The 25,866-nt window shown below is 65.3% G+C and carries 30 protein-coding genes and 1 riboswitch; of the genes, 14 read left to right on the top strand and 16 right to left on the bottom strand.

Going from position 1 to position 25,866, the window contains the following annotated elements; genetic code table 11:
* The first annotated feature begins 22 nt into the window (after window positions 1–22).
* Window positions 23–1,216 (top strand): MFS transporter, encoded by a 1,194-nt coding sequence (locus tag ACQKPS_RS22710; RefSeq protein ID WP_427605660.1) that lies wholly within the window; start codon window positions 23–25, stop codon window positions 1,214–1,216.
* On the opposite strand, the gene ACQKPS_RS22705 is transcribed toward ACQKPS_RS22710, so the two are convergent.
* The 5 genes from ACQKPS_RS22705 to ACQKPS_RS22685 all read right to left on the bottom strand — a co-directional run bounded on the left by ACQKPS_RS22705 (window position 1,204) and on the right by ACQKPS_RS22685 (window position 5,073).
* Window positions 1,204–1,887, bottom strand: a complete 684-nt coding sequence (locus ACQKPS_RS22705) for an OmpW/AlkL family protein (RefSeq protein WP_054886541.1) — start codon at window positions 1,885–1,887, stop codon at window positions 1,204–1,206. The genes ACQKPS_RS22710 and ACQKPS_RS22705 overlap by 13 nt on opposite strands.
* A gap of 109 nt (window positions 1,888–1,996) precedes the next feature.
* On the bottom strand, window positions 1,997–2,512 hold the full coding sequence (locus tag ACQKPS_RS22700; RefSeq protein WP_254481615.1) for a DUF3299 domain-containing protein: 516 nt from the start codon (window positions 2,510–2,512) through the stop codon (window positions 1,997–1,999).
* Window positions 2,513–2,520: 8 nt separating this feature from the next.
* Window positions 2,521–3,786, bottom strand: a complete 1,266-nt coding sequence (locus ACQKPS_RS22695; protein ID WP_254481614.1) for an ABC transporter permease — start codon at window positions 3,784–3,786, stop codon at window positions 2,521–2,523.
* Window positions 3,786–4,496 (bottom strand): ABC transporter ATP-binding protein, encoded by a 711-nt coding sequence (locus tag ACQKPS_RS22690; RefSeq protein WP_427605659.1) that lies wholly within the window; start codon window positions 4,494–4,496, stop codon window positions 3,786–3,788. The genes ACQKPS_RS22695 and ACQKPS_RS22690 overlap by 1 nt, the downstream gene beginning before the upstream one ends.
* A 1-nt stretch (window position 4,497) precedes the next feature.
* Window positions 4,498–5,073, bottom strand: a complete 576-nt coding sequence (locus ACQKPS_RS22685; protein WP_427605658.1) for a DUF2796 domain-containing protein — start codon at window positions 5,071–5,073, stop codon at window positions 4,498–4,500.
* Window positions 5,074–5,204: 131 nt separating this feature from the next.
* Between ACQKPS_RS22685 and ACQKPS_RS22680 the strand changes: the two genes are divergently transcribed.
* Complete coding sequence (locus ACQKPS_RS22680) at window positions 5,205–5,537, top strand: hypothetical protein (RefSeq protein ID WP_254481611.1); 333 nt, start codon at window positions 5,205–5,207, stop codon at window positions 5,535–5,537.
* A gap of 116 nt (window positions 5,538–5,653) precedes the next feature.
* Here ACQKPS_RS22680 and trxA read toward each other — a convergent pair whose 3' ends face one another.
* From trxA to ACQKPS_RS22665, 3 genes are read right to left on the bottom strand one after another with little or no spacing between them, the layout of a single operon-like run.
* The gene (trxA, locus tag ACQKPS_RS22675) at window positions 5,654–6,538 is read right to left on the bottom strand and encodes a thioredoxin (RefSeq protein ID WP_254481610.1); all 885 of its coding nucleotides are present in this window, start codon (window positions 6,536–6,538) and stop codon (window positions 5,654–5,656) included.
* A 31-nt stretch (window positions 6,539–6,569) separates the two neighbouring features.
* Window positions 6,570–7,226, bottom strand: a complete 657-nt coding sequence (locus ACQKPS_RS22670; RefSeq protein ID WP_427605674.1) for a class I SAM-dependent methyltransferase — start codon at window positions 7,224–7,226, stop codon at window positions 6,570–6,572.
* A 3-nt stretch (window positions 7,227–7,229) separates the two neighbouring features.
* A complete protein-coding gene (locus ACQKPS_RS22665) occupies window positions 7,230–7,682 on the bottom strand; it encodes a YbaY family lipoprotein (protein ID WP_254481608.1) in 453 nt (150 codons plus the stop codon).
* Between the two features lie 105 nt (window positions 7,683–7,787).
* On the opposite strand from ACQKPS_RS22665, the gene nrdR reads away from it, so the two are divergent.
* The 12 genes from nrdR to ACQKPS_RS22605 all read left to right on the top strand — a co-directional run bounded on the left by nrdR (window position 7,788) and on the right by ACQKPS_RS22605 (window position 16,535).
* A complete protein-coding gene (gene nrdR, locus ACQKPS_RS22660) occupies window positions 7,788–8,252 on the top strand; it encodes a transcriptional regulator NrdR (RefSeq protein WP_054886565.1) in 465 nt (154 codons plus the stop codon).
* A gap of 2 nt (window positions 8,253–8,254) precedes the next feature.
* On the top strand, window positions 8,255–9,385 hold the full coding sequence (gene ribD, locus ACQKPS_RS22655) for a bifunctional diaminohydroxyphosphoribosylaminopyrimidine deaminase/5-amino-6-(5-phosphoribosylamino)uracil reductase RibD (RefSeq protein ID WP_254481607.1): 1,131 nt from the start codon (window positions 8,255–8,257) through the stop codon (window positions 9,383–9,385).
* 42 nt (window positions 9,386–9,427) lie between these two features.
* On the top strand, window positions 9,428–10,093 hold the full coding sequence (locus ACQKPS_RS22650; RefSeq protein WP_427605657.1) for a riboflavin synthase: 666 nt from the start codon (window positions 9,428–9,430) through the stop codon (window positions 10,091–10,093).
* Between the two features lie 18 nt (window positions 10,094–10,111).
* The gene (gene ribBA / locus ACQKPS_RS22645; RefSeq protein WP_254481606.1) at window positions 10,112–11,203 is read left to right on the top strand and encodes a bifunctional 3,4-dihydroxy-2-butanone-4-phosphate synthase/GTP cyclohydrolase II; all 1,092 of its coding nucleotides are present in this window, start codon (window positions 10,112–10,114) and stop codon (window positions 11,201–11,203) included.
* Window positions 11,204–11,294: 91 nt separating this feature from the next.
* Window positions 11,295–11,771: a 6,7-dimethyl-8-ribityllumazine synthase gene (ribH, locus tag ACQKPS_RS22640; RefSeq protein WP_027917814.1), complete on the top strand. Its 477-nt coding sequence runs from the start codon at window positions 11,295–11,297 to the stop codon at window positions 11,769–11,771.
* Window positions 11,768–12,268, top strand: coding sequence for a transcription antitermination factor NusB (gene nusB, locus ACQKPS_RS22635; RefSeq protein WP_060509621.1), 501 nt, complete (start codon window positions 11,768–11,770; stop codon window positions 12,266–12,268). The genes ribH and nusB overlap by 4 nt, the downstream gene beginning before the upstream one ends.
* Window positions 12,269–12,286: 18 nt before the next feature.
* Entirely contained in the window at window positions 12,287–13,255 is a 969-nt protein-coding gene (gene thiL, locus ACQKPS_RS22630) for a thiamine-phosphate kinase (RefSeq protein WP_254481605.1), read from the top strand.
* Window positions 13,252–13,755: a phosphatidylglycerophosphatase A family protein gene (locus ACQKPS_RS22625; RefSeq protein ID WP_054886553.1), complete on the top strand. Its 504-nt coding sequence runs from the start codon at window positions 13,252–13,254 to the stop codon at window positions 13,753–13,755. The genes thiL and ACQKPS_RS22625 overlap by 4 nt, the downstream gene beginning before the upstream one ends.
* 16 nt (window positions 13,756–13,771) lie before the next feature.
* Window positions 13,772–14,515: a substrate-binding periplasmic protein gene (locus tag ACQKPS_RS22620; RefSeq protein ID WP_427605656.1), complete on the top strand. Its 744-nt coding sequence runs from the start codon at window positions 13,772–13,774 to the stop codon at window positions 14,513–14,515.
* 174 nt (window positions 14,516–14,689) lie between these two features.
* The gene (ribA, locus tag ACQKPS_RS22615; RefSeq protein ID WP_085677098.1) at window positions 14,690–15,307 is read left to right on the top strand and encodes a GTP cyclohydrolase II; all 618 of its coding nucleotides are present in this window, start codon (window positions 14,690–14,692) and stop codon (window positions 15,305–15,307) included.
* Entirely contained in the window at window positions 15,304–15,723 is a 420-nt protein-coding gene (locus tag ACQKPS_RS22610) for an MFS transporter (protein WP_254481603.1), read from the top strand. The genes ribA and ACQKPS_RS22610 overlap by 4 nt, the downstream gene beginning before the upstream one ends.
* On the top strand, window positions 15,723–16,535 hold the full coding sequence (locus tag ACQKPS_RS22605; protein WP_254481602.1) for a cobalamin-binding protein: 813 nt from the start codon (window positions 15,723–15,725) through the stop codon (window positions 16,533–16,535). The genes ACQKPS_RS22610 and ACQKPS_RS22605 overlap by 1 nt, the downstream gene beginning before the upstream one ends.
* Here ACQKPS_RS22605 and ACQKPS_RS22600 read toward each other — a convergent pair.
* From ACQKPS_RS22600 to ACQKPS_RS22565, 8 genes are all read right to left on the bottom strand, one after another.
* Complete coding sequence (locus ACQKPS_RS22600; RefSeq protein ID WP_254481601.1) at window positions 16,513–18,384, bottom strand: TonB-dependent receptor domain-containing protein; 1,872 nt, start codon at window positions 18,382–18,384, stop codon at window positions 16,513–16,515. The two genes, ACQKPS_RS22605 and ACQKPS_RS22600, sit on opposite strands and share 23 nt — an antisense overlap.
* Before the next feature lie 124 nt (window positions 18,385–18,508).
* Window positions 18,509–20,404, bottom strand: coding sequence for a 1-deoxy-D-xylulose-5-phosphate synthase (gene dxs, locus ACQKPS_RS22595; RefSeq protein ID WP_254481600.1), 1,896 nt, complete (start codon window positions 20,402–20,404; stop codon window positions 18,509–18,511).
* 110 nt (window positions 20,405–20,514) lie between these two features.
* The gene (gene ispA / locus ACQKPS_RS22590; RefSeq protein ID WP_283725247.1) at window positions 20,515–21,402 is read right to left on the bottom strand and encodes a (2E,6E)-farnesyl diphosphate synthase; all 888 of its coding nucleotides are present in this window, start codon (window positions 21,400–21,402) and stop codon (window positions 20,515–20,517) included.
* Window positions 21,399–21,641, bottom strand: coding sequence for an exodeoxyribonuclease VII small subunit (locus ACQKPS_RS22585; protein WP_008092375.1), 243 nt, complete (start codon window positions 21,639–21,641; stop codon window positions 21,399–21,401). The genes ispA and ACQKPS_RS22585 overlap by 4 nt, the downstream gene beginning before the upstream one ends.
* 185 nt (window positions 21,642–21,826) lie before the next feature.
* The gene (gene ribB, locus ACQKPS_RS22580; protein WP_427605655.1) at window positions 21,827–22,477 is read right to left on the bottom strand and encodes a 3,4-dihydroxy-2-butanone-4-phosphate synthase; all 651 of its coding nucleotides are present in this window, start codon (window positions 22,475–22,477) and stop codon (window positions 21,827–21,829) included.
* Window positions 22,478–22,557: 80 nt separating this feature from the next.
* Window positions 22,558–22,699: riboswitch (FMN riboswitch) on the bottom strand.
* Window positions 22,700–22,793: 94 nt separating this feature from the next.
* Window positions 22,794–23,684, bottom strand: a complete 891-nt coding sequence (locus ACQKPS_RS22575) for an alpha/beta hydrolase (protein WP_254481597.1) — start codon at window positions 23,682–23,684, stop codon at window positions 22,794–22,796.
* An 82-nt stretch (window positions 23,685–23,766) separates the two neighbouring features.
* Window positions 23,767–25,113 carry a HAMP domain-containing sensor histidine kinase gene (locus ACQKPS_RS22570; protein WP_254481596.1) on the bottom strand — a complete coding sequence of 449 codons (1,347 nt, stop codon included), beginning with the start codon at window positions 25,111–25,113 and terminating at the stop codon, window positions 23,767–23,769.
* Window positions 25,113–25,805, bottom strand: a complete 693-nt coding sequence (locus ACQKPS_RS22565; protein ID WP_254481595.1) for a response regulator transcription factor — start codon at window positions 25,803–25,805, stop codon at window positions 25,113–25,115. Before ACQKPS_RS22565 ends, ACQKPS_RS22570 begins: the two co-directional genes overlap by 1 nt.
* Window positions 25,806–25,866 lie beyond the last annotated feature (61 nt).

Below are 25,866 nucleotides of genomic sequence, written 5' to 3'. Positions count from 1 at the left end.
CCAGCATGAAGGAGTCAGCCTGATGTATCGCGGGATAACCCTGTTGCTTGCCGCCACCTGCGCCATGGCAGTGGCCACGGTCTATTTCGCCCAACCATTGCTCGAGTCGATAGCCAGCGACCTCGGTGTGGCGCAGCAGCAGATCGGTTGGGTGGTCGGCGCAACGCAGGCGGGTTATGCCCTTGGGCTGATCCTGATCGTGCCCCTTGGTGACCTGATCGAACGCAAGCGCCTGCTGTTGGGGCAGTTGCTGGTTGCCGCCCTGGCACTGGTCGGTGTTGGCCTGGCGCAGCAATGGCTGATACTGCTCGCCGCTCTGGCGTTGGTAGGGCTCATGGCTGTCATGGTGCAAGTGATGGTCGCCCACGCCGCCACCCTGGCCACCCCGGCCAGTCAGGGGCAAGCGGTGGGCACGGTCACCAGCGGGGTGGTGCTGGGCATTCTGCTCGCGCGTCTGGTTTCCGGCGCACTCGCTGACCTGGCCGGATGGCGCAACGTGTACTTCGTGGCAGCAGCTGTGCTCACGCTGATGGCCGTGGTGCTCTGGCGCTGCCTGCCAGCCAGCCGGTTACCCGCGCAACGGCCAGGCTACCGGCAACTGATCGGTTCGTTGTTCACTTTGTACCGGCATGACAGCTTGTTGCGTCGGCGCGGCTTGTTCGGTTTGTTGATCTTCGCTGCCTTCAGTGTGCTGTGGAGTGCCATGGTGCTGCCCCTGAGTGCACCACCTTTGGCGCTCAGCCATACCGAGATCGGCCTGTTCGGCCTGGCAGGTATCGCCGGTACCCTGGCAGCGTCGAGGGCCGGGCGGCTGGCTGATCGAGGGCTGGGCGAGCGCACCACTGGCCTGGCGCTGGCCTTGTTGACGCTGTCATGGCTGCCGACAGCCTTCGTCGGGCAATCGCTGACGGCGTTCGTGCTGGGTGTGCTGATGCTGGATTTCGCCGTGCAGGCGGTGCATGTCACCAACCAGAGCCTGTTGCTGGCGGGGCGTGGCGCGATGGCCAGCCGCTTGATCGGCGCCTACATGTGTTGCTACTCGGTCGGCAGCGGTTCAGGGGCGGTGCTGGCGAGCTGGGTGTATGCGCGCTGGGGCTGGATGGCGGTATGCGGGCTGGGGATGGCGATCAGTGCGCTGGCGCTGGGGTACTGGTCATGGGGGCAACGAAAAAGGGCGACCGAAGCCGCCCTGTCGTGTTCAGGTCAGAACTTGTAGCCAAGGCCGACCATGTACACCCAAGGGTCGACATCGACGTCGACCTTGGTCTTGCTGTAGCCCAATGCGGTCGGGCCGTTGACGCTGGCTTTGGTGTCGATGTCGACGTACCAGACCGAGGCGTTCACCAGCAGGTTGTCGGTGATCATGTAGTCCATGCCCAACTGGCCGGCGATACCTACCGAATCCTGCAGCTTGAGGTTGCTGAAGCCCTGTTGCTTGCGTTCGCTGGTCAGGTCTTCGTCGAAGAACAGGGTGTAGTTGATGCCGACGCCGGCATAGGGCTGGAACTTGGAGTTAGGCTCCATCGGGTAGTACTGCACGGACAGGGTCGGTGGCAGCTGCTTGATGTCGGCCAATTTGCCGTCCAGCCCGCCGCCCAGGCCTTTGACGCCTACGCTGTGCTTGAACGGGGTGGCGGCCAGCAGCTCCAGGCCGATGTGGTCGGTGAGCATGTAGGCGAAGGTCAGGCCCAGCTGGGTGTCGCTGTCCAGGGTCGCCTTGGTGCCCGACACCTTGTTGCCGTCGAATTTCAGGTCGCCACTGCTTTCGTTCGGTGCGGTGGTGATGGCACCGGCGCGGACGATGACATCACCCGCCTGGTGGGCGTGGGCAACAGGGGCGGCGAGCGCAAGGGCCACAAGCGAGGCGCCGAGCAAGGACTTGTTCATGGAAGCTCCCAAAGGACGTGAGTAATCGAGTAGTCCAATGGTACGGAGCTGGCTAAACGGAATGTTTGACCCAGCTCAAAGAAGCGTCGTCATGAATCCGACACAGTTCTCACTTGAGAACATAAGCGTATATTTTCTCCGCTTCCATCTGGTATCCGGCGTCGGCCAATTCGCTGCTGGAGGCTCTAACCTGCATCTTTCCCTCGATCCAGTAGGGTTGGTAGAGGTCCTCCACGCGCACACCCATTTCGCTGAAAATGTGCACGATCTGGTTCGACGGCGGCGGTGGCACATGGATGCAGGCGCCGTAGTAGGGCACCAGCAGAAACTCCGTGGTGCGCCCCTCTTCGCTCACCTCCAGCGGCACAATGTAGCCCGGGATCTTGACCTGCTGGCCGTCGAGGCTTTTCACCACCGGCGCATTGGGCGCCTGCTGCTGCGCCGGTGGGGCCGATTCGGCTGACAACGCATTGCCCAGCTGCGACATGTCGTGCAGCGGTGCCAGTTGTGGCGGGATGACCGGCGCACCTTCAGGGATGAGCGCAGGCCAGTCCAGCTCGCGCACCTCACCCGCCCACACAGGGGCGGCGAGGAACAGCATCGATATCAACAGTACGCGGAGCATGATGCCTCTCAGAGATGAATGGACAGGCCGTCGGCCAGCGACTGCCGATAGGCACGCCAGGCCGGTACGCTGCCCATCAGCAGCGCTGCGCCAAGGATGATAGCCAGCAGCGTCCATTCATGCGCACTGGGCAAGGCCAGGGGCAGGTACAGCCCGTAGTTGGCCTGAACGTAGCCCTGGGCCACGGCGATGCCCGCATACAGCAACCCCAGCCCCGCCGCGATGCCCGTCACCGCCAGCGCCAGCGCTTCGAGTACCAGCAGCCCGGCGATATGCCACGGCCGCGCGCCCACCGAGCGCAGAATCGCCATTTCCCGGCGGCGCTCGTTGAGGCTGGTGAGAATCGCCGTGAGCATGCCGATCAGGCCAGTCAGCACCACGAACAACGACACCACGAACAACGCCTGTTCGGCGGTGCCCATCAGGCTCCACAGTTCTTGCAAGGCAACTCCAGGCAGGATCGCCAGCAACGGCTCGTTGCGGTACTCGTTGATCTCGCGCTGCAGGCTGAAGGTGGCGATCTTGTTGTTCAGACCAAGCATGAACGCGGTGATGGCGGCTGGCTGCAGGTCCATGGTCCGTGCCTGTTCGGCACTGATGCGCCCGGCACCGCGGGCTGGCACACCGTTGTGCCAGTCGATATGGATGGCCTCCATGCCGCCGAGGCTGATATGCAAGGTGCGGTCGACCGGCGTGCCGGTGCGCTTGAGCACGCCGACCACGGTGAACGGCTTGTCGTCATGCTTGACCAGGCTGATCGCGGCGACACCGTGCGCCAGTACCAGCTTGTCGCCGAGCTTGTAGTGCAGCGCCTCGGCCACTTCGGCGCCGAGCACCACTTCGAACGGGTCACTGGCGAATTCACGGCCCTGGCTCAGCTCCAGGTGCTGCTTGCGGCCGTACTGGTAATGGCTGAAATAATCGGTGGTAGTACCCATCACCCGGTAGCCACGGTGCGAATCGCCCAGCGAGATGGGGATTGCCCACTTCACCCGCGGGTCCTGGGCGTAGTGCTGGAAGCTGTCCCAGCGGATGTTGTTGGTGGCATTGCCGATGCGGAACACCGAATACAGCAGCAGGTTCACCGACCCTGAACGGGCGCCGACGATCAAGTCGGTGCCGCTGATGGTGCTGGCGAAACTGGCGCGCGCTTCGGTGCGCACGCGTTCGACGGCCAGCAGCAGGCACACCGACAGGGCGATGGCGAAGGCCGTGAGGAATGCGGTGAAGCGGCGGTTGGCCAGGCTGGCCAGGGCTAGGCGGAGCAGGTACATCAGGCCTCCCGGGGCTTGGCGGCGCGGTTGAGTTCGGCCAGGGACAGGTGACGGTCGAACAGCGGTGCCAGGCCCTGGTCGTGGCTGACGAACAGCAGGCTGGAACCGGCGGCGCGGCATTCATCGAACAGCAGGCGGATGAAGGCCTCACGGGTGTCAGCATCCAGCGCCGAAGTCGGCTCATCGGCGATCACCAGTTCCGGCTGGCCGATCAGTGCACGAGCAGCTGCAACGCGCTGCTGCTGGCCGATCGACAGGCTGTCGGCGCGCCGTACGAGCAGCGCCGGGTCACCCAGGCCCAGGTGAGCCAGCAGCTCACGGGCGGCCTGGTCGACGCTGCCGTGGCGCTGAATCGCCCGTTCGGCGCGGCTGCGCGAGAAGCGGCAGGGCAGCTCGACGTTCTCGCGCACCGAAAGGAACGGCAGCAGGTTGAACTGCTGGAAGATATAGCCGGTGTGGTCGACCCGGAAGCGGTCACGCGCCCCCTGGCCGAGCAGGGCGAGGTCCTGCCCGAGCAGCTGGATGCGCCCATGGCCCGGCCGGTTGACCCCGCCGAGCAGGCCCAGCAGGGTGGTCTTGCCACTGCCGCTGGGGCCTTTGAGGAACAGTGCTTCGCCGGCTTCCAGGCGGAATGCCGGGATATCCAGCAGTGGCGCCTGGCCGGGCCAGGCGAACTCCAGGTCCTGCAGTTCAATCAACGCCTGGCTCATTTCAGAACGCGACCACGGCCTTGGCCGGCGAAGTCTCGACGCCTTTCTGGCCGTTCGGGCCGATCAGTTGCACATTGATCTTCTGGGTGGCCGGGAAGGCCTTGTACAACGGGGTGAGGTCGATCTGGGCGAGTTTCTCCGGGGTGGCGCAGGTCAGCTGGTAATGGGCATTGATGTCGCTGTGCACGTGGCCTTTTTCGTGCTCGTCACCGTCGTCGTCAGCTTTGGCTGCATCGCCGAACAGCGGGCTTTCCAGTTCTTGCTGGTCTTCCTCGCAGCCGGCGGCCGAGGCCAGGGCGAACAGCTTCAGCGGCTGTTCCAGTTGCTGGCGCACGGCGGCGACCTTGGCCTTGTCGGCATCGCTGCTGGCCATGTGCTCGAAGCCGACCAGGTTCATCGCCGGGCTGTCCAGCTCCAGCTCCAGGGTGTTGCCGTCGAGCACGGCATTGAGCTTGGCCACGCCATGCTCGTGGGCGCCGAGGGTACCGTGGGCGTGATCGTGGTCATGTTCGTCGTGGGCGTGGGCCACGGCCAGGGGCAGCAGGGCGAGGGGCAGGGCGAGCAGCAGACGACGCATGGACGACTCCGGGAGCGGGTTGGAAGATTGCGTTATGTTATAACAACTTTTCTTCGCGCCGCCAGCCTGCGTGGCGCAGGTTTCATGTTGCGGTAGCATGGCTGCATTGACTTGAGCTGAAGGAACGCATCGTGAGAATTCGTGGACAGATTGGTGACTGGCCGGTGGACCTGACCATCGAGCTGGAGCCGCAGGAGTGGGCGCAATTGGGGCGGCAACTCGAAGTGCCGGCTGCTCAGCCCGTAGCCGCATCATCACCGCGCCAGGATGATGGGCAGTGGGATGCGGCGCGTGAAGTGCTGCGTCTGGCAGGGCAGATGAGCGGGCCGGAATTGCTCGACCGGCTGGAAGGGTTGGCCGGCAGTACGGCTGCGGGCAAGCGGCTGCTGGTGCGTTTGCGGCACAGCAGTGAAGTGAAGGTGGAAAGTGGCGTGGATGCGCCGGTGTATCACTGGGTGGGATGAGGTTGCCTGTTCTGGCCCTTTCGCGGGGCAAGCCCGCTCCTACAGGAATATGCGTCCCCTTGTAGGAGCGGGCTTGCCCCGCGAACGAGGGCGAAGCCCTCGCAAGGGACTTGAAGTCAAAACATGGCCGACGACAGCTTACGGCGGTAAACACCTACCAGCGGATGGTCACTGCCCAGCAGCTCGAACACCTGCAGCATCGCCTTTTGCGGCAAGCCGTTCTCATACCCACGATTACGCTGGAACAGCTTCAGCAATCCGTCCAGCGCCGCTTCATACTGCTGACGCGCCAACTGCTGCACGCTCAGCTGGTAAGCCGCCTCATCATCCTGCGGGTTCTGCGCCAGGCGGCTTTTCAGGTCGGCGACTTCCGGCAGGCTGGCGGCCTGGCGCAGGAAGGTCAGTTGGGCCTTGGCACCCGCGAGGGCGGCCTTGTGCTCATCGGTCTTGACCGCATCCAGCACCACCTGAGCCTCGGCCAGTTCGCCTCGTTCGGCCAGGCAACGGGCATACAGGATCAGTGCCTCGGCATTGCTGTTGTCTTCACCCAGCAGTGCCTTCAGCGCTGCCTCGGCCTCGGCGAAGCGGCTTTCGCTGAACAGCACCTTGGCCTGCTCCAGCGGCGAAGCGGTCGGGGCGGGCGGCAGTTGCACATGCGGCTCGAGCATGGCACGGATCGCCGACTCCGGCTGCGCACCGGCAAAACCGTCAACCGGCTGGCCATCCTTGAACAGCACCACGGTCGGCAGGCTGCGAATACCGAACTGGGCAACGACCTGCTGTTCGACGTCGCAGTTGATCTTGGCCAGCAGCAGCTCGCCCTGGTAACCCTCGGCGATTTTCGCCAGCAACGGCATCAGCGCCTTGCACGGGGCGCACCACTCGGCCCAGAAGTCCACCAGCACCGGCTTGTGGAAGGAGTTCTCGATCACCAGCTGCTGGAAGGTGGCATCGGTGGCATCGAAGATGTAGGGCAGATCTTTACTAGGAGCTTGGCTCATCGCGACTCTCGCAAATCCGTGATTCGCACCACTATAAAGGCTCGCGACTGGCGTGGTACAGGCTGACCCGGCGGAATTCGTGCGGCTCGGCCAGGTCTGGCAGGGTCAAGGCTTCGAGCACGCCCAGCTGCCGGTACAGCGGGTGGCTGAAATCGCGGACGCGCGAATCGGCCACCAGTGCCTCGCGGCCACGGCCCAGGAAGGCATTGAGCAGCGGCAGGTTGGCGCGGTCGTAGAGTACGTCGGCGACCAGGATCAGGTCGAAACGGTCGGCTTCTGCGAAGAAATCACTGCTGTAGCCCAGTTCGACGTCGTTGAGTTGGGCGTTGGCACGGCAGGCTTGCAGTGCCAGCGGGTCGAGGTCACAGGCGACCACTTCCAGCGCCCCGGCGCGAGCCGCGGCGATCCCGGCGATGCCGGAGCCGGCGCCGAAGTCCAGCACGCGCTTGCCGGCGACCCACTCGGGGTGCGCCGCCAGGTAGCGGGCCATGGCCAGGCCGCTGGCCCAGCAGAAGCTCCAGTACGGTGGTTCTTCGAGGATGCGCCGGGTTTCTTCGCTGCTGAAGGCGCGGTCCATGTTCTGATCATCGATCAGCCACAGCTTCAGCGCACACTCAGGCAGATGGCTGACGACCAGCCGCGCTTCGCCGATCAGGCCGCTGAGGGCCTGTTGCAGGGCAAGCAGCACCACTTACGGCATCTTCTCGAAGCGCAGCGGGCCGGTGGCCTGGGTCTGGGCCTGGACGATCCGCACGGGGGGCAGGTGCATGATCAGCTGGCCGGAACGGCTGGCGCGGCCGCGCAGCTCGACGCGGGCGCCGGCCGGGAAGGCCTCGGGGTTGAAACGCAAGTGATAGGGCAGGGCCTGGCCGGTGCCGGTCAGGTTGCTACTGGCCAGCAGCTGTTGCGGGCGGTCGCGGTCGTCGATGACCAGCAGCGCCAGCTCCACGTCGGCGCCGGCGGGGATCTCCAGCAAGGTGCCGCTCAATTCACGCTGATAGGCCGGCAGCGGCCCAAGCGGTTCGGCGTTTTTCGCCACCTTGGCCACTGCTGGTGCAGGAGCTGCTTCAGGCTTGGGGCGGTCACTGCCGCAGGCGGCGAGCAGGGAAGCGCAGCACAGCACGACGAGCGCACGAAGATGCATGGGTGGGTCCTTCACGGGCAGAATTGTATGGATGTTAACCCCTTTGGCTTGTCTTGCCAGTGCAATGCGCTACCATGGCCCTCCCTTTTTTTGTTGCCTGCCACCATGCACTGTCCCTTTTGCGGTGCCAACGACACCAAGGTCATCGACTCGCGTCTGGTCGCCGAGGGCGAACAGGTGCGCCGCCGCCGTGAATGCGTCGCCTGCGGCGAGCGTTTCACCACCTTCGAAACCGCCGAACTGGTACTGCCCCGGCTGATCAAGCAGGACGGCACGCGCCAGCCCTTCGATGAAGAGAAACTGCGTGCCGGCATGCAGCGTGCGCTGGAGAAGCGCCCGGTCAGCATCGAGCGCCTGGAAGCGGCGCTGGCGCATATCAAGAGCCGCCTGCGCGCCACCGGCGAGCGCGAGGTGAAGTCGCTGGTGGTGGGTGAAATGGTCATGGCCGAACTGCGCAAGCTCGACGAAGTGGCCTACATCCGCTTCGCCTCGGTGTACCGGCGCTTCCAGGACCTCGACGAATTCCGCGAAGAAATCGACCGCCTGGCCCGCGAGCCGGCTAAAGAGTGAGCATGCCCAGCCAGACCGCGATCCTCGACGCCCACTACATGGCCCGCGCGCTGGAGCTGGCGCGCAAGGGTGTGTACACCACCCACCCCAACCCGCGTGTGGGTTGTGTGATCGTACGCGATGGCGAAGTGGTCGGTGAAGGCTGGCACGTGCGTGCCGGCGAGCCGCATGCCGAAGTGCATGCCCTGCGTCAGGCCGGCGAACTGGCCCGTGGCGCCTGCGCCTACGTGACCCTGGAACCGTGCAGCCACCACGGCCGCACGCCGCCGTGCGCCGAGGCGCTGGTCAAGGCCGGCGTAGCCCGGGTGGTCGCGGCCATGCAGGACCCCAATCCGCAAGTCGCAGGGCAAGGCCTGCGGCGCCTGGCAGAAGCCGGCATCAGCGTGGCCAGCGGCGTGCTCGAAGCCGAAGCCCGCGCCCTCAATCCCGGCTTCCTCAAACGCATGGAGCACGGCCTGCCGTTCGTCCGCGCCAAACTGGCCATGAGCCTCGATGGCCGCACCGCCATGGCCAGCGGCGAAAGCCAGTGGATCACCGGCCCCGCTGCCCGCTCGGCCGTGCAACGCCTGCGCGCCCGTTCCAGCGTGGTGCTGACCAGCGCGGCCAGCGTGCTGGCCGATAACGCGCGGATGACCGTGCGAGGCAGCGAACTGGGCCTGGACGCCGAAACCACCGCCCTGGCACTGAGCCGCACGCCGTTGCGCGTATTGGTCGACGGCCGCCTGCGTTTGCCGCTGGACGCGCCGTTCTTCCAGGCCGGCCCGGCGCTGGTGGTCACTGCCGTCGCAGATGACGTGCGCTATGCCGCTGCCGGCCATGAGCTGCTCAGCCTGCCGGGCGACAATGGCCAGGTAGACTTGCCGGCGCTGCTGCAGGCGCTGGCCGCCCGCGGCGTCAATGAGGTCCTGCTGGAGGCCGGTGCCGGCCTGGTTGGCGCCTTTGCCCAGCGGGGCCTGATTGACGAGTACCAGCTGTTCGTCGCCGGCACCTTCCTCGGCTCCCAGGCCCGGCCGTTGCTGGACTGGCCCCTGGAGAAGATGAGCCAGGCACCACGGCTGAAAATCACCGAAATGCGCGCTGTGGGCGATGACTGGCGGGTCACTGCCATCCCTCTGCCGGCGCCCGGCGTATAATGCCGGGCTTGCCCCGCGCAACCCGTTTCTGAGGAAGTCCCCATGTTCACCGGCATCATCGAATCCATCGGCACCATCCGCAGCCTGACCCCCAAGGGCGGTGACGTGCGCGTCTACGTCGAAACCGGCAAGCTCGACCTGGGTGACGTCAAGCTCGGCGACAGCATCGCCGTCAACGGCGTATGCCTGACCGCTGTCGAACTGCCGGGCAACGGGTTCTGGGCCGACGTCAGTGTCGAGACCCTCAAGCGCACCGCGTTCATCGACCTCAAGAGCGGCAGCAAGGTCAACCTGGAAAAAGCCCTGACCCCGACCACCCGCCTGGGCGGCCACCTGGTCAGCGGCCACGTCGACGGCGTCGGCGAAATCATCTCGCGCAGCGATAGCGCCCGCGCCATCCAGTTCCGGGTGCGTGCGCCCAGGGAACTGGCCAAGTACATCGCCCACAAGGGTTCGATCACCGTCGACGGCACCAGCCTGACGGTCAACGAGGTCGATGGCGCCGAATTCGAGCTGACCATTGTCCCGCACACCCTGTCCGAAACCATCATGGCCGACTACCGCGCAGGGCGTCGGGTCAACCTTGAGGTCGACTTGCTGGCCCGTTACCTGGAGCGTCTGCTGCTGGGCGACAAGGCCGCCGAACCGAGCAAGGGCAGTGGCATCACCGAAAGCTTCCTGGCCGCCAACGGCTTCTTGAAATCCTGATTGAGAAGGGGGTGCCGAGTGGCGCTCAACAGCATCGAAGAACTGGTCGAAGACATCCGCCAGGGCAAAATGGTCATCCTCATGGATGACGAAGACCGCGAGAACGAAGGCGACATCATCATGGCGGCCGAGTGCTGCCTGCCTGAGCACATCAACTTCATGGCCAAGCACGCCCGCGGCCTGATCTGCATGCCGATGACCCGCGAGCGCTGCGAAACCCTGAAACTGCCGCTGATGGCGCCGCGCAACGGTTCGGGCTTCGGCACCAAGTTCACCGTGTCGATCGAAGCCGCCGAAGGCGTCACCACCGGCATCTCCGCCGCAGACCGCGCACGTACCGTGCAGGCTGCCGCTGCCAAGGACGCCAAGGCCGAAGACATCGTCAGCCCAGGCCACATCTTCCCGCTGATGGCCCAGCCGGGTGGCACCCTGGCCCGCGCCGGCCATACCGAAGCGGCTTGCGACCTGGCGCGCATGGCCGGCTTCGAGCCGAGCGGCGTGATCTGCGAAGTGATGAACGACGACGGTACCATGTCGCGCCGCGCCGAACTGGAAGTGTTCGCCGCCGAACACGGCCTGAAGATCGGCACCATCGCCGACCTGATCCACTACCGCATGATCCACGAGCGCACCGTGCAGCGTGTCTCCGAGCAGCCGATCGAGAGCGAGCTGGGCGAGTTCAACCTGGTCACCTACCGAGACTCGGTGGAAGGCGACGTGCACATGGCCCTGACCCTGGGTAACATCTGCGCCGAAGAGCCGACCCTGGTGCGCGTTCACAACATGGACCCCCTGCGTGACCTGCTGCTGGTCAAGCAGCCGGGCCGCTGGAGCCTGCGCGCGGCCATGGCCGCCGTGGCCGAGGCGGGCAGTGGCGTGGTACTGCTGCTGGGCCACCCGCTGGACGGCGACGTGCTGCTGGCGCACATCCGCGAAAGCGCGGGCGATGCACAGGCCAAGACGCCGACCACCTACAGCACCGTCGGTGCCGGTTCGCAGATCCTGCGCGACCTTGGCGTGCGCAAGATGCGCCTGATGAGTTCGCCGATGAAGTTCAATGCGATATCCGGATTCGATCTGGAAGTTGTAGAATACGTGCCCTCCGAGTGACTTGAGGCGGCATTGACGCCCTGAGCTCGAGTCCAGACCCCTGTCGAGGCCGCTTGTAAGCGGCCTCGCTCTTGAAGATGAGAATATCGGAATGACCCTGAAGACCATCGAAGGTACCTTCATCGCCCCCAAAGGTCGCTATGCTTTGGTGGTTGGCCGCTTCAACAGCTTCGTTGTCGAAAGCCTGGTAAGCGGCGCCGTTGATACCCTGGTACGCCACGGTGTCAGCGAAAGCGACATCACCATCATTCGTGCCCCGGGCGCCTTCGAAATCCCGCTGGTGGCACAGAAAGTCGCCCAGCAAGGCGAATACGACGCGATCATCGCCCTGGGCGCCGTGATCCGTGGCGGTACCCCGCACTTCGAATACGTGGCGGGCGAATGCACCAAGGGCCTGGCCCAGGTGTCCATGGAGTTCGGCGTACCGGTGGCCTTCGGCGTTCTGACCGTCGACTCCATCGAACAAGCCATCGAACGCTCCGGCACCAAGGCTGGCAACAAAGGCGGTGAAGCTGCCCTGTCCGCTCTGGAAATGGTCAGCCTGCTGGCGCAGTTGGAGGCCAAGTGATTAGCGACGAAAGCGATCGTTTCAACCCGCGCGATCCAAAACCTGCGGATGCCGGCAAGCCCTCGAAGAGCGCCAAGCGCCGCGAAGCCCGCAAGCTCGCGACCCAGGCCCTGTACCAGTGGCACATGGCCCAGCATTCGCTGAACGAGATCGAAGCGCAGTTCCGGGTCGATAACGATTTCACCGATGTCGACGGTGCCTATTTCCGCGAGATCCTCCACGGGGTCCCAGCGATCAAAGGCGAAATCGACGGCGCGCTGAAGCCGTGCCTGTCCATCGCACTGGAAGAGCTCGACCCGGTCGAGCTGGCCGTGCTGCGCCTGTCCACCTGGGAACTGATCAAGCGCGTCGACGTACCGTACCGCGTGGTCATCAACGAAGGCGTGGAGCTGGCCAAGGTCTTCGGCGCCACCGATGGCCACAAGTTCGTCAACGGTGTGCTGGACAAGCTCGCCCCGGCCCTGCGTGAAGCAGAAGTCAAGGCGAACAAGCGCTGATCCTGGCGCTGCCTGCCCATGGGTGAGTTCGAGCTGATCAACCATTACTTCGCCGCCGCGCCTTGTGCGCAGGGCGGTGAGGGCGTGGCCCTGGGTATCGGCGACGACTGTGCCTTGCTGGACCTCCCGCCTGGCGAACAACTGGCGGTGTCGACCGACACCCTGGTCGCCGGGGTGCATTTCCCCGCTGTTTGCGATCCGCTGCTGCTTGGCCAGCGCTCGTTGGCCGTGGCGGCCAGTGACCTGGCAGCCATGGGCGCGACGGCGATCGGCTTTACCCTTGCCCTGACCCTGCCTGATGTCGGCGCCGACTGGCTGGCGGCCTATGCCGACGGCCTCGGCCGCATGGCCCAGCGTTGCCGCATGAGCCTGATCGGTGGGGATACCACCCGCGGCCCGCTGAGCATCACCATCACCGTGTTCGGTCGAGTGCCGGCCGGGCAGGCGTTGCGCCGCAGCGGCGCTCGGCCGGGCGACCTGCTTTGCGTCGGTGGTGTGCTGGGCAATGCGGCAGGGGCATTGCCGCTGGTACTGGGTGAGCGCGAGGCAGCGGCCGAACTGGCCAAACCGCTGCTCGACCACTATTGGTCACCGATGCCGCAGCTCTGCCTTGGCCAACGCTTGCGCGGCCGGGCTACGGCGGCGCTGGATATTTCCGATGGCCTGCTCGCTGACTGTGGGCATATCGCCAAGGCATCCGGGGTCGCACTCGAGGTGAACCTGGCCCAGGTGCCAGTGTCTGCTGCTCTGGAAGCCTTCCTTGGCCACGATGCGGCTCGGCAGGCAGCGTTGACCGGCGGCGACGACTACGTACTGGTTTTCACCCTGCCGCCTGCCGCGCTCGCCCCGCTGGCCGACCTCGATTTTGCCGAGGTACAGGTCATCGGCCGCGTTCTCGAAGGCCAGGGTGTGACCCTGCGCGACCCGCAGGGCCAGGACATCACCCCGGTCAAACGGGGCTATCAACACTTTAGGGAGACACCGTGACCGACCACCCCAACCAGGTGCCTGCGGAGTTCGTTCCGCCCTCGGTCTGGCGCAACCCGTGGCACTTCATCGCTTTCGGCTTCGGCTCCGGCACCCTGCCCAAGGCGCCCGGCACCTGGGGCTCGATGGTAGCAATCCCGTTCATCCCGCTGTGGCAGATGCTGCCCGACTGGGGCTACTGGCTGTTGCTGGGTGTGACCATGCTGTTCGGCTTCTGGCTGTGCGGCAAGGTCGCCAACGACTTGCGTGTGCACGACCACGAAGGCATTGTCTGGGACGAGATGGTCGGCATGTGGATCACCCTGTGGCTGGTGCCGGAAGGGTGGCAGTGGCTGCTTGCGGGTTTCCTGATGTTCCGCTTCTTCGACATCCTCAAGCCATGGCCGATTCGCTGGATCGATCGCCATGTGCACGGGGGTGTCGGGATCATGCTCGACGATATCCTGGCCGGTGTATTTGCTTGGCTGGGCATGCAGATTCTGGTGTGGGCGGTAGGCTGAAGCAGGGAGCGTTCCGATGGCCATAAGGACTGTGCTGCTGGCAATGATGCTGAGCGTCGCCCCCTGGGCGATGGCGGCCGATGCATTACCCAGGCAGATTCATCTGGTCAGCGAAGCGTGGATCGACTACACCAACGCCGATGGCAGCGGTGTGGCCTGGGATGTCTTGCGCAAGGTGTTCGAGCCTGCCGGGGTCAAGGTGGTGACCCAGAGCGCGCCGTACAGCCGTGCGGTTGGCCTGGTCAAACGTGGCGAGGCGGATGCCTGGGTCGGGTCCTACAAGGAAGAGATCAGCGACAACCTGTATCCGCGCTGGCATTTTGATATGGACCACATCTATGCCCTTGGCCTGGCCAGCAAGCCGGTGCCGACCTTGGCCACTGTCGGCCGTTACCGCCTGGCCTGGGTGCGCGGCTATGACTACGGCAGCTACCTGCCCAACGCGCACGATTTCCGCGAAATCCAGCGCCGCGAAGGCATCCTGCCGATGCTTGAGCACGGGCGTGTGGATTTCTACATCGATGCGCAGACCGAAGTCGACTATGTGCTCGGGCAGGCCTCGCAGCCTGAGCGTTTTCGCAGCACCCATGTAGCCGAACTGCCCTTGTACCTGGCGTTTGCCAGGACCGAGCACGCCAAGGCCCTGCGCGACCTGTTCGACAGGCGCATGGCCGAGCTGGTGCACAGCGGCGAGTTGAAGCCGATCTTCGAGCACTGGAAGCAGCCGTACCCCTTCACTGCGAACAGCAAGCCACAGTAGGACCACAGTCTGATGACCTGCGTAGGTCCCTGTGGGAGCGCAGGGCAGAGGACGGGAGGCAGCTAAGCATCGAACTTTTCGATCTTAAGCCACGGTATTCAACGAGCGCACACGCAGCGACCTGCTGATACAATCGGCTCACGAGAAATTTCCTACTTAATCCAGGAGCACAACGTGCCCGTCGTCTTTGTTGCCGCCTCGAAACTCCCGACTCCCTTTGCGATCTTCACCATGCATGGCTTTCTCGACGAAGCCACTGGCCGTGAGCACGTGGTGCTCAGCCTGGGTGACATCGCCGACGGCGAGCCGGTGCTGGGGCGCCTGCACTCCGAGTGCCTGACCGGCGATGCCCTGTTCAGCCAGCGCTGCGACTGCGGTTCGCAGCTGGAAGCCGCGCTCCAGGCGATCGCCCGCGAAGGCCGTGGCGTGCTGCTGTACTTGCGTCAGGAAGGCCGCGGCATCGGCCTTCTGAACAAGATCCGTGCCTATGAGCTGCAGGATGGTGGTGCCGACACCGTCGAGGCCAACGAGCGCCTGGGCTTTGCCGCGGATCAGCGCGACTACGCCATGTGCCTGCCCATGCTGGAGCACTTGGGCGTCAAATCGCTGCGTCTGATGACCAACAACCCACGCAAGGTCAAGGCGCTGACCGACATGAACATCAAGGTCGCCGAGCGCGTGCCGCTGCACACCGGCCACAACCCGCACAATCGCTACTACCTGGCGACCAAGGCCGGCAAGCTCGGCCACATGCTGGGTAATGAACACCAGGGCGAGGTGCCCCAGGCGTGACCCGGGGTGAGGTCAAGCGGCGCCTGGCGCTGGCCTGGTGGCAGTACCTGGCAGTCGGCCTGGTACCGCTGCCAGTGATGGCCTGGGCTTTTGGCGGTGGCGATGCTTTGATTCCGGTGCTGGCGATGCCGTTGTTCATCGCCGGCGCCGCAACCCTGTTCCTCAGCCTGCCGCGCTTCGGCGCCTACAAGCGGGCCCTGATTGCCACCTCGAAGGTGCTCGGCACGGCTGAAGAGCCGGACGCCTGGATCGTCCTGGCGCGGGTGCGGCGCATGGCCATGCTGTTCGCCTGCTTCCCGGCCTGGGTTGCTGCGCTGTCTGTGCTGGTCGGGCTTGAGGCAGTGCCGCAGTTCCTCCTGGCACTGTCCACCGTGGTGCTGCTTTACCTCTACCGTATTCCGCGTCAGCTGGGCTGATGCGCGTCCTGTTCTACCTGCTGGCGCTGTTCGCCCTTGCCGCAAAGGCAGACGAGCCTATGCGCGTGGTCAGCCTTGCGCCGTCGATGAGCGAAATCATGCTCGAATTGCACGCCGATGACCTGCTGGTGGGTGTGCTCGATGGCGGCGAGCGGCCGCCAGCCTTGCAGCGGCTGCCTTCGGTCGGCCGCCACGGCCAGCTGGACATGGAAACCCTGCTCAGCCTCAAGCCCGACCTGTTGCTGCTCTGGCCCGGCAGCGTGGCGCCGGCCCAGCGCGACCAGCTCACGCGCCTGGGCATTGCCACTTACAGCGCCGAACCCCACGACCTGAACCAGTTGCTCGACCAGATCGAGGAAATTGCCGTGCGCATCGGACGAGGTGGGCAAGGCCGGCCCTACGTGCAAGCCCTGCGCGCGCGCCTGCAGCAACTGCGCCAGCAATACCGGCGCGGGCAACCGCTGCGGGTGTTCTATCAGGTATGGGACCGGCCGCTGTACACACTGGGCGGACGGCAGGTGGTCAGCGATGCCCTGGCGGTATGTGGGGCGCACAATGTCTTTGCCGATCTGGACCAGCCGGCACCGCAGGTGAATGTCGAGTCGGTACTGATCCGCGACCCACAAGTGATCCTGGCGGGTGACGAGGCGCAGTTGGCGAGCTGGAAGGCCTGGCCACGGCTGAGCGCGGTGGCAGGCAAGGGCTTGCTGGTAGTGCCGGACAAGGGCCTGGAGCGGCCCAGCGGGCAGATGATCGAAGCCACTGCCCGACTGTGCGCGCTGCTCGCGGCTAGCGTGCCGGCGTCCAGGTGACACTGAACAGCGCGGTGCGGCCTTCTTCGCGGTAGCCGTAGCTGGCCCCGTCAAAACTGTAGAGTGCCCGGCTGTAGTCCTTGTCCAGCACGTTATCCAGCTTCACTTCCAGTTTCAGTTCATCGGTTGCCAGCCAGCCCGCACGCAGGCCCAACAGGCCGGAGCCACCGAGCCGATTGCGGTTGGCCTCGTCGTCGTAGCTGGCGCTCACGGCTTGCCAGCTGGCGCCCACATCGAAGCGCTCGAACTGGCGGTCCAGGTCCAGGCTCAGGGTACGGCGGGCGCGGCGGGCGAGGGTGTGGCCGCTATCCCGGTCGCGTGGGTCGATCAGCGCCAGGCCAAGTTGGCTGCGCCATTGGCCCCATTGCTGGTCCAGCGCGATCTCCAGGCCGTTGATACGCGCCGAAGCGACATTTTGCGGAATCGAGTCCTGGCCGAAGATGATCGCATCGCGCAGGTCGGTACGGTACAGCGATGTTTCCAGGCGACTGTCGCGGCTCAGCTGACTGCGCCACTGTACTTCATAGCTCTTCGAGCGCTCGGGCTTGAGGTCCGGGTTGCTGAACTGCGGGTAGTACAGGTCGTTGAAGGTCGGGGCGCGGAAGCCTTCGCTGTAGGACAGCAGCACGTCATTGCGAGCATTGAGCGGCACGGTGAGGCTGCCGCTCCAAGTGGTCTGGCCGCCGAACTGCTGGTTGTCGTCGTGGCGTACCCCAAGCTCCGTGGAAAAGTCTTCGCCGCTGTAGCGGTGCTGGATGAACGCCGCGCGGTTCCAGCGACTGTCCTCGGTGAAATCGGTGCTACCGTGCACGCGGTCTTCGTACCAGTCCCCGCCCAGCAGCAGGTTGTGCCGCTCGGCCAGGGCCAGGTCGTTTTGCCACGTAACCTGGTCGCGGTAGGTGTTGAACACGAAGCGCTCGTCGCTGAGCTTGTCGCGCTTGTCGTCGCGGTTTTCACTGTGGGCGATTTCCAGGCGCGAATGCCAGCGGTCGTTGAGCTGGGCATCGAAATAGCTGCCCAGGCTGCTGACGCTGAAGTCGGTGTAGGGCTTTTGCCCGAAGCTCTGGAAAGTGACCGGATCGAAGCGGCCGAACGGGTTGTCGTATTCGCTGCGCCCGCGGCTGTCGAGCAGGTTCAGGCCGGCTTCGAAGCGCTCGCCAAAGGTATGGCTCAGGCTCAGGTTGAGCGACTTGTTGCGGTAGGCGTCGTGGTCGCCGTCGCTGGCGAACGACGGGCCAGTCGAGTCGATACCCGCCGTCTCATCCAGGCTGGCGCCCAGATTGAAGCGGGTGGCATCGTCACCGCCAGACAGCCCCAGGCTGCGCTGGAACGTCTGGTTGCTGCCCGTCGCGAGGCGCAAGCGGGGTTGCAGGCCGGGGCCGCTGCTGCGGCGAGTGAAGATCTGGATCACCCCACCAATGGCATCGCTGCCATACACCGCCGAGCGCGAACCGCGCAGCACTTCGACGCGTTCGATCTGGTCGACATCGAGAAACTGCAGGCCGCTGTCGCCGGAGGTGGCATTGGCGATACGCACGCCATCGACCAGCACCAGGCTCTGGGCGGCCTTGGTGCCCCGGATGAAGATGCCAGGCAGGCTGCCGCGGCCGCCAGTGGGCGCGACTTGCACGCCAGGCACGCGGGTGAGCAGGTCGGTGACGCTGCCCGGTTGCAGGCGGTCGATGTCGGCGCGGGTGAAGACGGTGTTGGCGGCGCTGGTGGCGCTGCGCGATTCGACCTGGCGGTTGGCGCTGATCAGGATGTCGGGGAGCTTGAGGGCGTCGTCGCGCTCGGCGGCCAGCAACGGAATGGGGAGGCAAAGCAGGGTGGCAAGGGTTGAGGTTTTCATTGGCTGTTCCATTTTGCGAGGGCTGCGCCCTCGATCGCGACACAAGGCCGCTCCTACACAGGATTGCGCGATCCTTGTAGGAGCGGCCTTGTGTCGCGAAAGGGCCGCAAAGCGGCCCCAAAATTTACAGCCCGAGCTTGGCCATGCGGGCTTTCACCGAGGCCTCGATGCCAGCGGCATCCAGCCCACACTCGGCCAGCATCTGCGCCGGCTTGGCATGCTCGACATAGATATCCGGCAGCCCCAGGTGCAGCAGCGGCTTGACCACGCCCTCACGGGCCAGGAATTCGCCCACGGCCGCTCCGGCGCCGCCCATGATGCTGTTCTCTTCAATGGTCACCAGCAGCTCATGGCTGGCAGCCAGCTCCAGCACCAGGGCCTCGTCGAGCGGTTTGACGAAGCGCATGTCGACCACGGTGGCGTTGATCTGCCCGGCCACTTGCAGCGCCTCGGCCAACTGCACGCCGAACACCAGCAGGGCGATTTTCTCGCCACGGCGGCGCACCACGCCTTTGCCGATTTCCAACGGTTCGAGGTCGCCACTGATCGGTGCATTCGGGCCGGTGCCGCGCGGGTAGCGCACAGCGGCCGGGCCGTTGTACAGGTGGCCGGTGCTGAGCATCTTGCGCAGTTCGTTCTCGTCGCTCGGGGCCATCACCAGCATGCCTGGGATGCAGCGCAGGTACGACAGGTCATAGGCGCCAGCGTGGGTCGGACCGTCTTCGCCGACCAGGCCGGCACGGTCGATGGCGAACAGCACATCGAGGTTCTGCACCGCCACGTCGTGGATCAGCTGGTCGTAGCCACGCTGCAGGAAGGTGGAGTAGATCGCCACCACCGGCTTGCTGCCTTCGCAAGCCATGCCTGCGGCCAGGGTCACCGCGTGCTGTTCGGCGATCGCCACGTCGAAGTAGCGCTCGGGGTAGCGTTCGCTGAAATCGACCAGGTCGGAGCCTTCCTTCATCGCCGGGGTGATGCCCACCAGGCGATTGTCGGCGGCGGCCATGTCGCACAGCCACTGGCCGAACACTGCAGAGTACTTCGGCCCGCTGACCTTTTTCGGCGCAGCCGGCTTGTCGGCGGGTTCGAGCTTGGTGATGGCGTGGTAGCCGATCGGATCGACTTCGGCCGGGGCGAAGCCTTTGCCTTTCTTGGTCACCACGTGCAGGAACTGCGGGCCTTTGAGGTCACGCATGTTGCGCAGGGTGGCGATCATGGTCGGCAGGTCATGGCCGTCGATCGGGCCAATGTAGTTCCAGCCCAGCTCTTCGAACAGCGTGCCCGGCACCAGCATGCCTTTGGCGTATTCCTCGGTACGACGGGCGATTTCCCAGGCACCGGGCAGGCGCGACAGCACCTTCTTGCTGCCCTCGCGCATGCTCGCGTAGGTGCGGCTGGAGAGGATCTTGGCCAGGTAGTTGGACAGGCCGCCGACATTTCGCGAAATCGACATGTCGTTGTCGTTGAGGATCACCAGCATGTCGGCGTTGACTTCCTGGGCGTGGTTCAACGCTTCGAAGGCCATGCCGGCAGTAAGGGCACCATCGCCGATCACGGCGATCGACTTGCGGGCGCTGTTCTGCAGACGGGCGGCTATGGCCATGCCCAGCGCAGCGCTGATCGACGTGCTGGAGTGGCCGACGCCGAAGGTGTCGTATTCGCTCTCGCTGCGACGCGGGAAGGCGGCGATGCCGTCTTTCTGGCGCAGGCTGAGCATGCGGTTGCGGCGGCCAGTGAGGATCTTGTGCGGGTAGGCCTGATGGCCGACGTCCCACACCAGCCGGTCATCCGGCGTGTCGAAGACGTAGTGCAGCGCGATCGTCAGCTCGATGACGCCCAGGCCGGCGCCAAAATGCCCACCGGTCTGACCAACGGTATAGAGCAACTCCTGGCGCAACTCGTCGGCCAGGGTCTCCAGGTCGGCTTCGGCCAGCCGGCGCAGGCCGGCAGGCGTGTCAGCGCGGTCGAGCAACGGCGTGACCGGGCGTTCGCGGGGGATCTCTTGAAACGTCGTGGGCATCAGGCGAGTCGTTATAGATGTGAAGACGCGGCAGTTTACCCCATTGTGGGAAAAGCTGCCCCTGTGGGAGCGGGCTTGCCCGCGAAGGGCCGCGCTGCGGCCCCATTCAATCAGTGGCGGCGTTCGACGATATAGCGCGCCAACGCCCGCAGCGGCTCGGCGGCTTCGCCAAAGCCTTGCAGGGCGACCAGCGCCTGGTCGCGCAGCTCGATTGCGTAGGCCTTGGCCGCTTCCAGCCCGAGCAATGCCGGGTAGGTTGGTTTGTCGCGGGCGATGTCGGCGCCCTGGCGTTTGCCCAGGGTGGCGGTATCGCTTTCCACATCAAGGATATCGTCCTGCACCTGGAATGCCAGGCCAATGGCCTGTGCATAAGTCTGCAGCGCATCCAGCTGCGCCTGCTCGGCGCGGGCACTGGCCAGGGCGCCGAGGCGCACGCTGGCTTCGATCAGGGCGCCGGTCTTGTGCCGGTGCATGAATGCCAGGGCCTGCTGGTCCAGCTTCAGGCCGACCGAGCCGAGGTCGATGGCCTGGCCGCCGACCATGCCCGCAGGGCCTGCTGCCTTGGCCAGGGCCTGGACCATGGCCAGGCGGATGCTGTCGGCCTGCGGGCTCAGGCGTGGGTCGAGCAGGGCGCTGAACGCCAGGCTCTGCAAGCCGTCACCGGCAAGAATCGCGCAGGCTTCATCGAAAGCCTTGTGGGTAGTCGGCTGGCCACGGCGCAAGTCGTCGTCGTCCATGGCCGGCAGGTCGTCATGCACCAGCGAATAGGCGTGGATCAGTTCCACCGCACAGGCCGCACCGTTGGCCTGCTCGGCTGGCGCACCAAGGGCTTCGCAGGCGGCATAGGCGAGCAGCGGGCGCACGCGCTTGCCGCCGTTCATCACGCTGTAGCGCATGGCGGCGTAAAGCCGCTCCAGCTCTTTGGTCGGGGCGATGAACAGCGGTTCGAGGGCGGCGTCGACACGGGCCTGGCAGCTGGCCTGGTAAGCAGTGATCATGCCTCTGGCTCCGCATCGAACGGCTGCGCGGCCAGTTCGCCGTCACGTTCCAGCAGGATCTGCACTTTCTGTTCGGCCTGGGCCAGGGCGCCCTGGCAGTCGCGGGTCAGGGCGATGCCTTGCTCGAACGCGGCCAGCGAGTCTTCCAGCGACAGTTCGCCGTTCTCCAGGCGCTCGACCAGGGCTTGCAGGTCGGCGAGGGATTGTTCGAAATCGATGGAGGCTTTTTTGCGGGCCATGGCGACAGTCTCGTTGGCGGGTCAGAACCGCGCGACGTTAGCAGAGCGGGGCGGGGGGAGCAAACTTCCGCTGGAATCACTGGACCATTCGCGGGTAAACCCGCTCCCACAAGGTCTGCACCGGGTTCAGCGTGTGGGAGCGGGTTTACCCGCGAATGGGCCGCAAAGCGGCCCCGTGCGATAGATCAGGCAGGCTCGGCTTCGAACTGGACCATGGCCTCACGGCACCGCGCCAGCTCTTCGATCGTCAGCACCGGTAAATTGTACTGCCGCGCATACACCGCCACCTGCTCACCCCGCGCCATGCTGCCATCGGGGTTCATCAGCTCGCACAGCACCGCCGCCGGGCGCAGGCCGGCCAGGCGCGCCAGGTCCACCGAGCCTTCGGTATGCCCACGACGGGTCAGCACGCCACCGTCACGCGCACGCAGCGGGAACACATGGCCCGGGCTGACGATATGGCGTTGCTCGGCGGTCGAGCGTAGCGCCGCTTGAATGGTGGTGATGCGGTCCTGGGCGGAAACGCCGGTGCTCACGCCTTCGGCGGCCTCGATGGTGACGGTGAAGCCGGTGCCGTGGCGGGCCTGGTTGTTTTGCACCATCGGCGCCAGTTGCAGGGCATCGACGGTGGCTTCGTCCAGGCACAGGCAGACGATGCCGCTGCAATCGCGGATCATCATGGCCATGGTCTGCAGCGACAGGTTCTCGGCAGCGGCGACGATGTCGGCTTCGTCCTCGCGGTCGTCATCGTCGAGCAGCAGCACAGGGCGCCCGGCCTGGAAGGCGGCGATGGCGGCGGAGACATTGGGGAATTGTTTTTGCAGCAAAGGGGACATGAAACGCTCCTCGTGATTGATCGATGAACGTCTCGGGGCGAACAAAATGCGCGCACAGGGGCGCCCGAATGGCCCCTGCCTGACGCCTTCTTTCATCCGGACTGTGACCGTCGGCTCTGGAGTCGCACCAGATCTGCTGACCCCCGGCATGGCCGGGGCGCTCGCGGGCTCATCTTTCGATTTACCGCCGGTGGGGACTTTCACCCCGCCCTGAAGACCGGCCAAGCATACAGCACTGTGCCACCTTGCTGGCAAGCCACTGTTCTACGACCTTCGGCGGTGTACATGTCTTGGGAGACGCGGTCGTGAGAGAATCCTACCGCGACATTTCTTTGATCACTTTACCCAGCGAAGCCGACAGCATCGGCCCATGCCCAAGCCCTTCGAATCGCTCATAGCGCACCTGCAACCCCTGCACCTTGGCTAGATCAGCCGCCAACTCACGCGCCGGCCGCTCCACATCGCCCTTCACCGGCATCCGCGGATTCGCCGGCTCCTCACTCCCGCGCATCAGCAACAACCGCGGCCGGCTGTCACCCAGGCGCTGTTGAAACCCCTGCGCCTCACCCACGATCGCCCCATCGTTCCACCACAGCGACGGGCTGGCCGCCGCATAGTCACTGAACGCCCCGGGCCGGGTGAACAAAGCATGCAGCACCGCCAGGCCACCATAGGAATGCCCCCACAGCGTCTGTCGCTGCGGGTCGATCGGCGCCACGCCGGCCACCCGTGGCCGCATCGTCTGGATCAGCAGGTCAAGGAACGCATCCACCCCGCCGCTGGGCTCGCCGGTAAGGGGGTCGCGCTGCGCGGTCTGCCCTGGCACTGGCGGGGTGTAGTCAAAGGTGCGCCCGGTGCGCTCGATGCGCTGGTCAGTCTGGTAGCCCACGGCTACCAGCAGCGGCGCTTGGCCGGCGGCAAGCTGGCTCAGTTGCTGGTCATCCAGCGCCCCCAGAGCGGCATTGCCGTCGAGCATCCACAGCACCGGATAACCGGCGGCAGGCGCCGGGCGGTCCGGCTTGCCGACCCACAGGCGGTAATGGCGCCGGCCGTCGGCCGAATCCAGGTCAAGCTGGCTGAAGCGGTAGGCCAGATCCTGGCGCTGCAGCAGCGAGGTATCCATCTTCTGCTCACGCGCTGGCTGCGCTAAGGCAACCGGCGCGGCCAATGCCAGCGCCATGATCAGGGGCAGGGTCATCTTGCTCATCAGGCGTCTCGTCAGGGCTTTGCAAGGCGCGCAAAGCGGAATGACCCCGATGATAATCAGTGCTGTTTGGGCGTAAAGCGCATTAACTTTCTAAACAATCCTCGCCGATCGGCAGCACCACATGCAGGCACAAGCCAGGGTGGCCATTGCTGGCCCACAGCTGGCCACCTTGCAGTTCGATGGCGCGGCGGGCGATGGCCAGCCCCAGGCCGAAGCCTGCGCCGCTGTCGGGCAAGCGTTGGTAGGGTTTGAAGATGCGTTCGAGGTCAGCTTGCGGCACGCCGGGGCCCTGGTCGCTAAGGCGCAGGTGCCAGTAGTCGCCCTCACGCCAACCATCGAGGCTGACCCGGCCGCCTTCAGGCGAATGGCGGATGGCGTTGCGCATCAGGTTTTCCAGGGCCTGGGCCAGGCTGTCCAGGTGAACCTGCACCCGGCAATCGGTGCCCAGGGAACAGGGCAGGCGCGAGCGGTCCCAGCCACTTTCGAAGCAGATGTCCTGGCACAGCGCTTCCCACACCGAAAGCATCAGCACCGGCTCGGTGGGCAGTTGCGGCTGCTCGGTGTCCATCCAGGCAAGGTCCAGGGTGTCCTCGAGCAGCTTCTGCATGTCGTCGACTTCACGCTCAAGGCGCTCGCGCAGTTGCGCTGGCGGCAAGTCGCTGTCGTGGGCGATGCGCAGCCGCGCCAGAGGCGTGCGCAGTTCGTGGGACAACGTGCGCAGCAACAGGCGCTGTTGCTCAAGGCTTTGCCGCAAGCGCCCGGCCATGTGTTCGAAGGCCTGCGCCAGTTCGCCCAGCTCGTCGCGGCGCTCCTGCAGTGGCAGGCCAGGGCTGTCCAGGTCGTCCGCACGCAGGGCATCGGCACGGTCGCGCAGGCGGTTGAGCGGCACCACCAGTTGCCGATAGATCGCCAGGCCCAGCAGCAGAGCGAATAGTGTGGGCGCGACGCCGTGGGTGATGACATGGGTCCAGGGGGTCAGGCCGGTGGGCAGCAAACGTTCGGGCAGTTGCATCACCAGGCGTCCGTTCTCGGGGTGTTGCGGGAACTCGATACTGACGTAGGGCAGTTCATCCTGCAGGCGCCGGCTCATCGGCCAGTCGAGCTTGCGCATGAAGGTCAGGTGGCTGGCCTCTTCGGCGTCCAGCGGTATGGTGCCCAGGCTTTGCAGGTGCGGCCCGAGCAGTACCGCCCAGGTGTCTTCGGCGTGTTCGAGCTGGCGCCGGAAGGCTTCGGCACCCGTTGCCCCTGCTTGCTGCCAGGCCTGTTCGGCCTGTTGAGCATAGCGGGCGAGGTAGTCCTGGTCGGCCTGGGAAAGAAAATAGGTACTGCGCTCCACCGACAGGCCCCAGGTCCAGATCAGCCAGGTCAGCAGCAGACAGAAGCTGACCTGCAGGGCGGCCAGTTTCCACAACAAGGGGTGTCGGCGCATCAGGCGCGTTCCGTGTCGACCAGCAGGTAACCTTGGCCGCGCACGGCCTGGATCTGCAGGTGCTGGGCGCCGATATCGGCCAGTTTGCGGCGCAGGTTGCACACGTGCACATCCAGGCCGCGGTCCAGGCGGGTGTAGGCCCGGTGCAGCACGGTCTGGTACAGGAACGGCTTGCTCAGGGCCTCACCGGGGTGGGCGTTGAGCGTGGCCAGCAAGCGGAACTCCGAAGCGGTCAGGCCGGCCGCCTTGCCGTCGAGAATTACGTCCTGCAGGTACTGGTCGTAGATCAGCGGGCCGGCTTCGCGCTGCGCCAGCGAGTTGCGGCCGAACGCCACGCGCCGCAGCAGGGCGTCCACCCGTGCATCCAGCTCGGCCAGGCTGAACGGCTTGGGCAGGTAGTCGTCCGCGCCGCGGGTAAAGCCGCTGATACGGTCCTGCTCGGCCCCCAGCGCCGACATCAGCATCACCGGCACGGCGTGCTGGCGGCGCAGTTCGTCGAGCAGGCTGAGGCCGTCGATGCCGGGCAGCATGATGTCCAGCAGCACCAGGTCGAAACGGCCGAGCTGCACGGCGTTCAATGCCTGGGTGCCGGTGGCGCAGGCGTTGACCCGGAAGCCGCGGTTGAGAAAGTGGCGCTGCAGGTCCTCACGCAGACGAGCGTCATCTTCGGCGAGGAGGAGTGAGGTGGGCATCGTTTGTCTTTAATGAGAATTCATATCAGTTAGCAATCATCCCACTGCCAGCAGGCAAAGG

This window comes from Pseudomonas sp. NPDC086566 (genome assembly GCF_050280885.1).
Lineage (GTDB): Bacteria > Pseudomonadota > Gammaproteobacteria > Pseudomonadales > Pseudomonadaceae > Aquipseudomonas > Aquipseudomonas vlassakiae.
This window is presented reverse-complemented; position numbering and strand designations above follow the sequence as displayed.

What these genes read in the sequence shown, in the direction of transcription:
- ACQKPS_RS22565 (WP_254481595.1), bottom strand. Translation starts at nt 25,805, where the DNA reads ATGCCCACCTCACTCCTCCTCGCCGAAGATGACGCTCGTCTGCGTGAG.
- ACQKPS_RS22570 (WP_254481596.1), bottom strand. Translation starts at nt 25,113, where the DNA reads ATGCGCCGACACCCCTTGTTGTGGAAACTGGCCGCCCTGCAGGTCAGC.
- ACQKPS_RS22685 (WP_427605658.1), bottom strand. Translation starts at nt 5,073, where the DNA reads ATGCGTCGTCTGCTGCTCGCCCTGCCCCTCGCCCTGCTGCCCCTGGCC.
- ispA (WP_283725247.1), bottom strand. Translation starts at nt 21,402, where the DNA reads ATGATCACTGCTTACCAGGCCAGCTGCCAGGCCCGTGTCGACGCCGCC.
- trxA (WP_254481610.1), bottom strand. Translation starts at nt 6,538, where the DNA reads ATGAGCCAAGCTCCTAGTAAAGATCTGCCCTACATCTTCGATGCCACC.
- ACQKPS_RS22695 (WP_254481614.1), bottom strand. Translation starts at nt 3,786, where the DNA reads ATGTACCTGCTCCGCCTAGCCCTGGCCAGCCTGGCCAACCGCCGCTTC.
- nrdR (WP_054886565.1), top strand. Translation starts at nt 7,788, where the DNA reads ATGCACTGTCCCTTTTGCGGTGCCAACGACACCAAGGTCATCGACTCG.
- ACQKPS_RS22620 (WP_427605656.1), top strand. Translation starts at nt 13,772, where the DNA reads ATGGCCATAAGGACTGTGCTGCTGGCAATGATGCTGAGCGTCGCCCCC.
- thiL (WP_254481605.1), top strand. Translation starts at nt 12,287, where the DNA reads ATGGGTGAGTTCGAGCTGATCAACCATTACTTCGCCGCCGCGCCTTGT.
- ACQKPS_RS22600 (WP_254481601.1), bottom strand. Translation starts at nt 18,384, where the DNA reads ATGAAAACCTCAACCCTTGCCACCCTGCTTTGCCTCCCCATTCCGTTG.
- ACQKPS_RS22690 (WP_427605659.1), bottom strand. Translation starts at nt 4,496, where the DNA reads ATGAGCCAGGCGTTGATTGAACTGCAGGACCTGGAGTTCGCCTGGCCC.
- ACQKPS_RS22710 (WP_427605660.1), top strand. Translation starts at nt 23, where the DNA reads ATGTATCGCGGGATAACCCTGTTGCTTGCCGCCACCTGCGCCATGGCA.
- ACQKPS_RS22705 (WP_054886541.1), bottom strand. Translation starts at nt 1,887, where the DNA reads ATGAACAAGTCCTTGCTCGGCGCCTCGCTTGTGGCCCTTGCGCTCGCC.
- ACQKPS_RS22585 (WP_008092375.1), bottom strand. Translation starts at nt 21,641, where the DNA reads ATGGCCCGCAAAAAAGCCTCCATCGATTTCGAACAATCCCTCGCCGAC.
- ribH (WP_027917814.1), top strand. Translation starts at nt 11,295, where the DNA reads ATGACCCTGAAGACCATCGAAGGTACCTTCATCGCCCCCAAAGGTCGC.
- ACQKPS_RS22575 (WP_254481597.1), bottom strand. Translation starts at nt 23,684, where the DNA reads ATGAGCAAGATGACCCTGCCCCTGATCATGGCGCTGGCATTGGCCGCG.
- ribB (WP_427605655.1), bottom strand. Translation starts at nt 22,477, where the DNA reads ATGTCCCCTTTGCTGCAAAAACAATTCCCCAATGTCTCCGCCGCCATC.
- ribD (WP_254481607.1), top strand. Translation starts at nt 8,255, where the DNA reads ATGCCCAGCCAGACCGCGATCCTCGACGCCCACTACATGGCCCGCGCG.
- ACQKPS_RS22700 (WP_254481615.1), bottom strand. Translation starts at nt 2,512, where the DNA reads ATGCTCCGCGTACTGTTGATATCGATGCTGTTCCTCGCCGCCCCTGTG.
- ACQKPS_RS22605 (WP_254481602.1), top strand. Translation starts at nt 15,723, where the DNA reads ATGCGCGTCCTGTTCTACCTGCTGGCGCTGTTCGCCCTTGCCGCAAAG.
- ACQKPS_RS22650 (WP_427605657.1), top strand. Translation starts at nt 9,428, where the DNA reads ATGTTCACCGGCATCATCGAATCCATCGGCACCATCCGCAGCCTGACC.
- ACQKPS_RS22665 (WP_254481608.1), bottom strand. Translation starts at nt 7,682, where the DNA reads ATGCATCTTCGTGCGCTCGTCGTGCTGTGCTGCGCTTCCCTGCTCGCC.
- dxs (WP_254481600.1), bottom strand. Translation starts at nt 20,404, where the DNA reads ATGCCCACGACGTTTCAAGAGATCCCCCGCGAACGCCCGGTCACGCCG.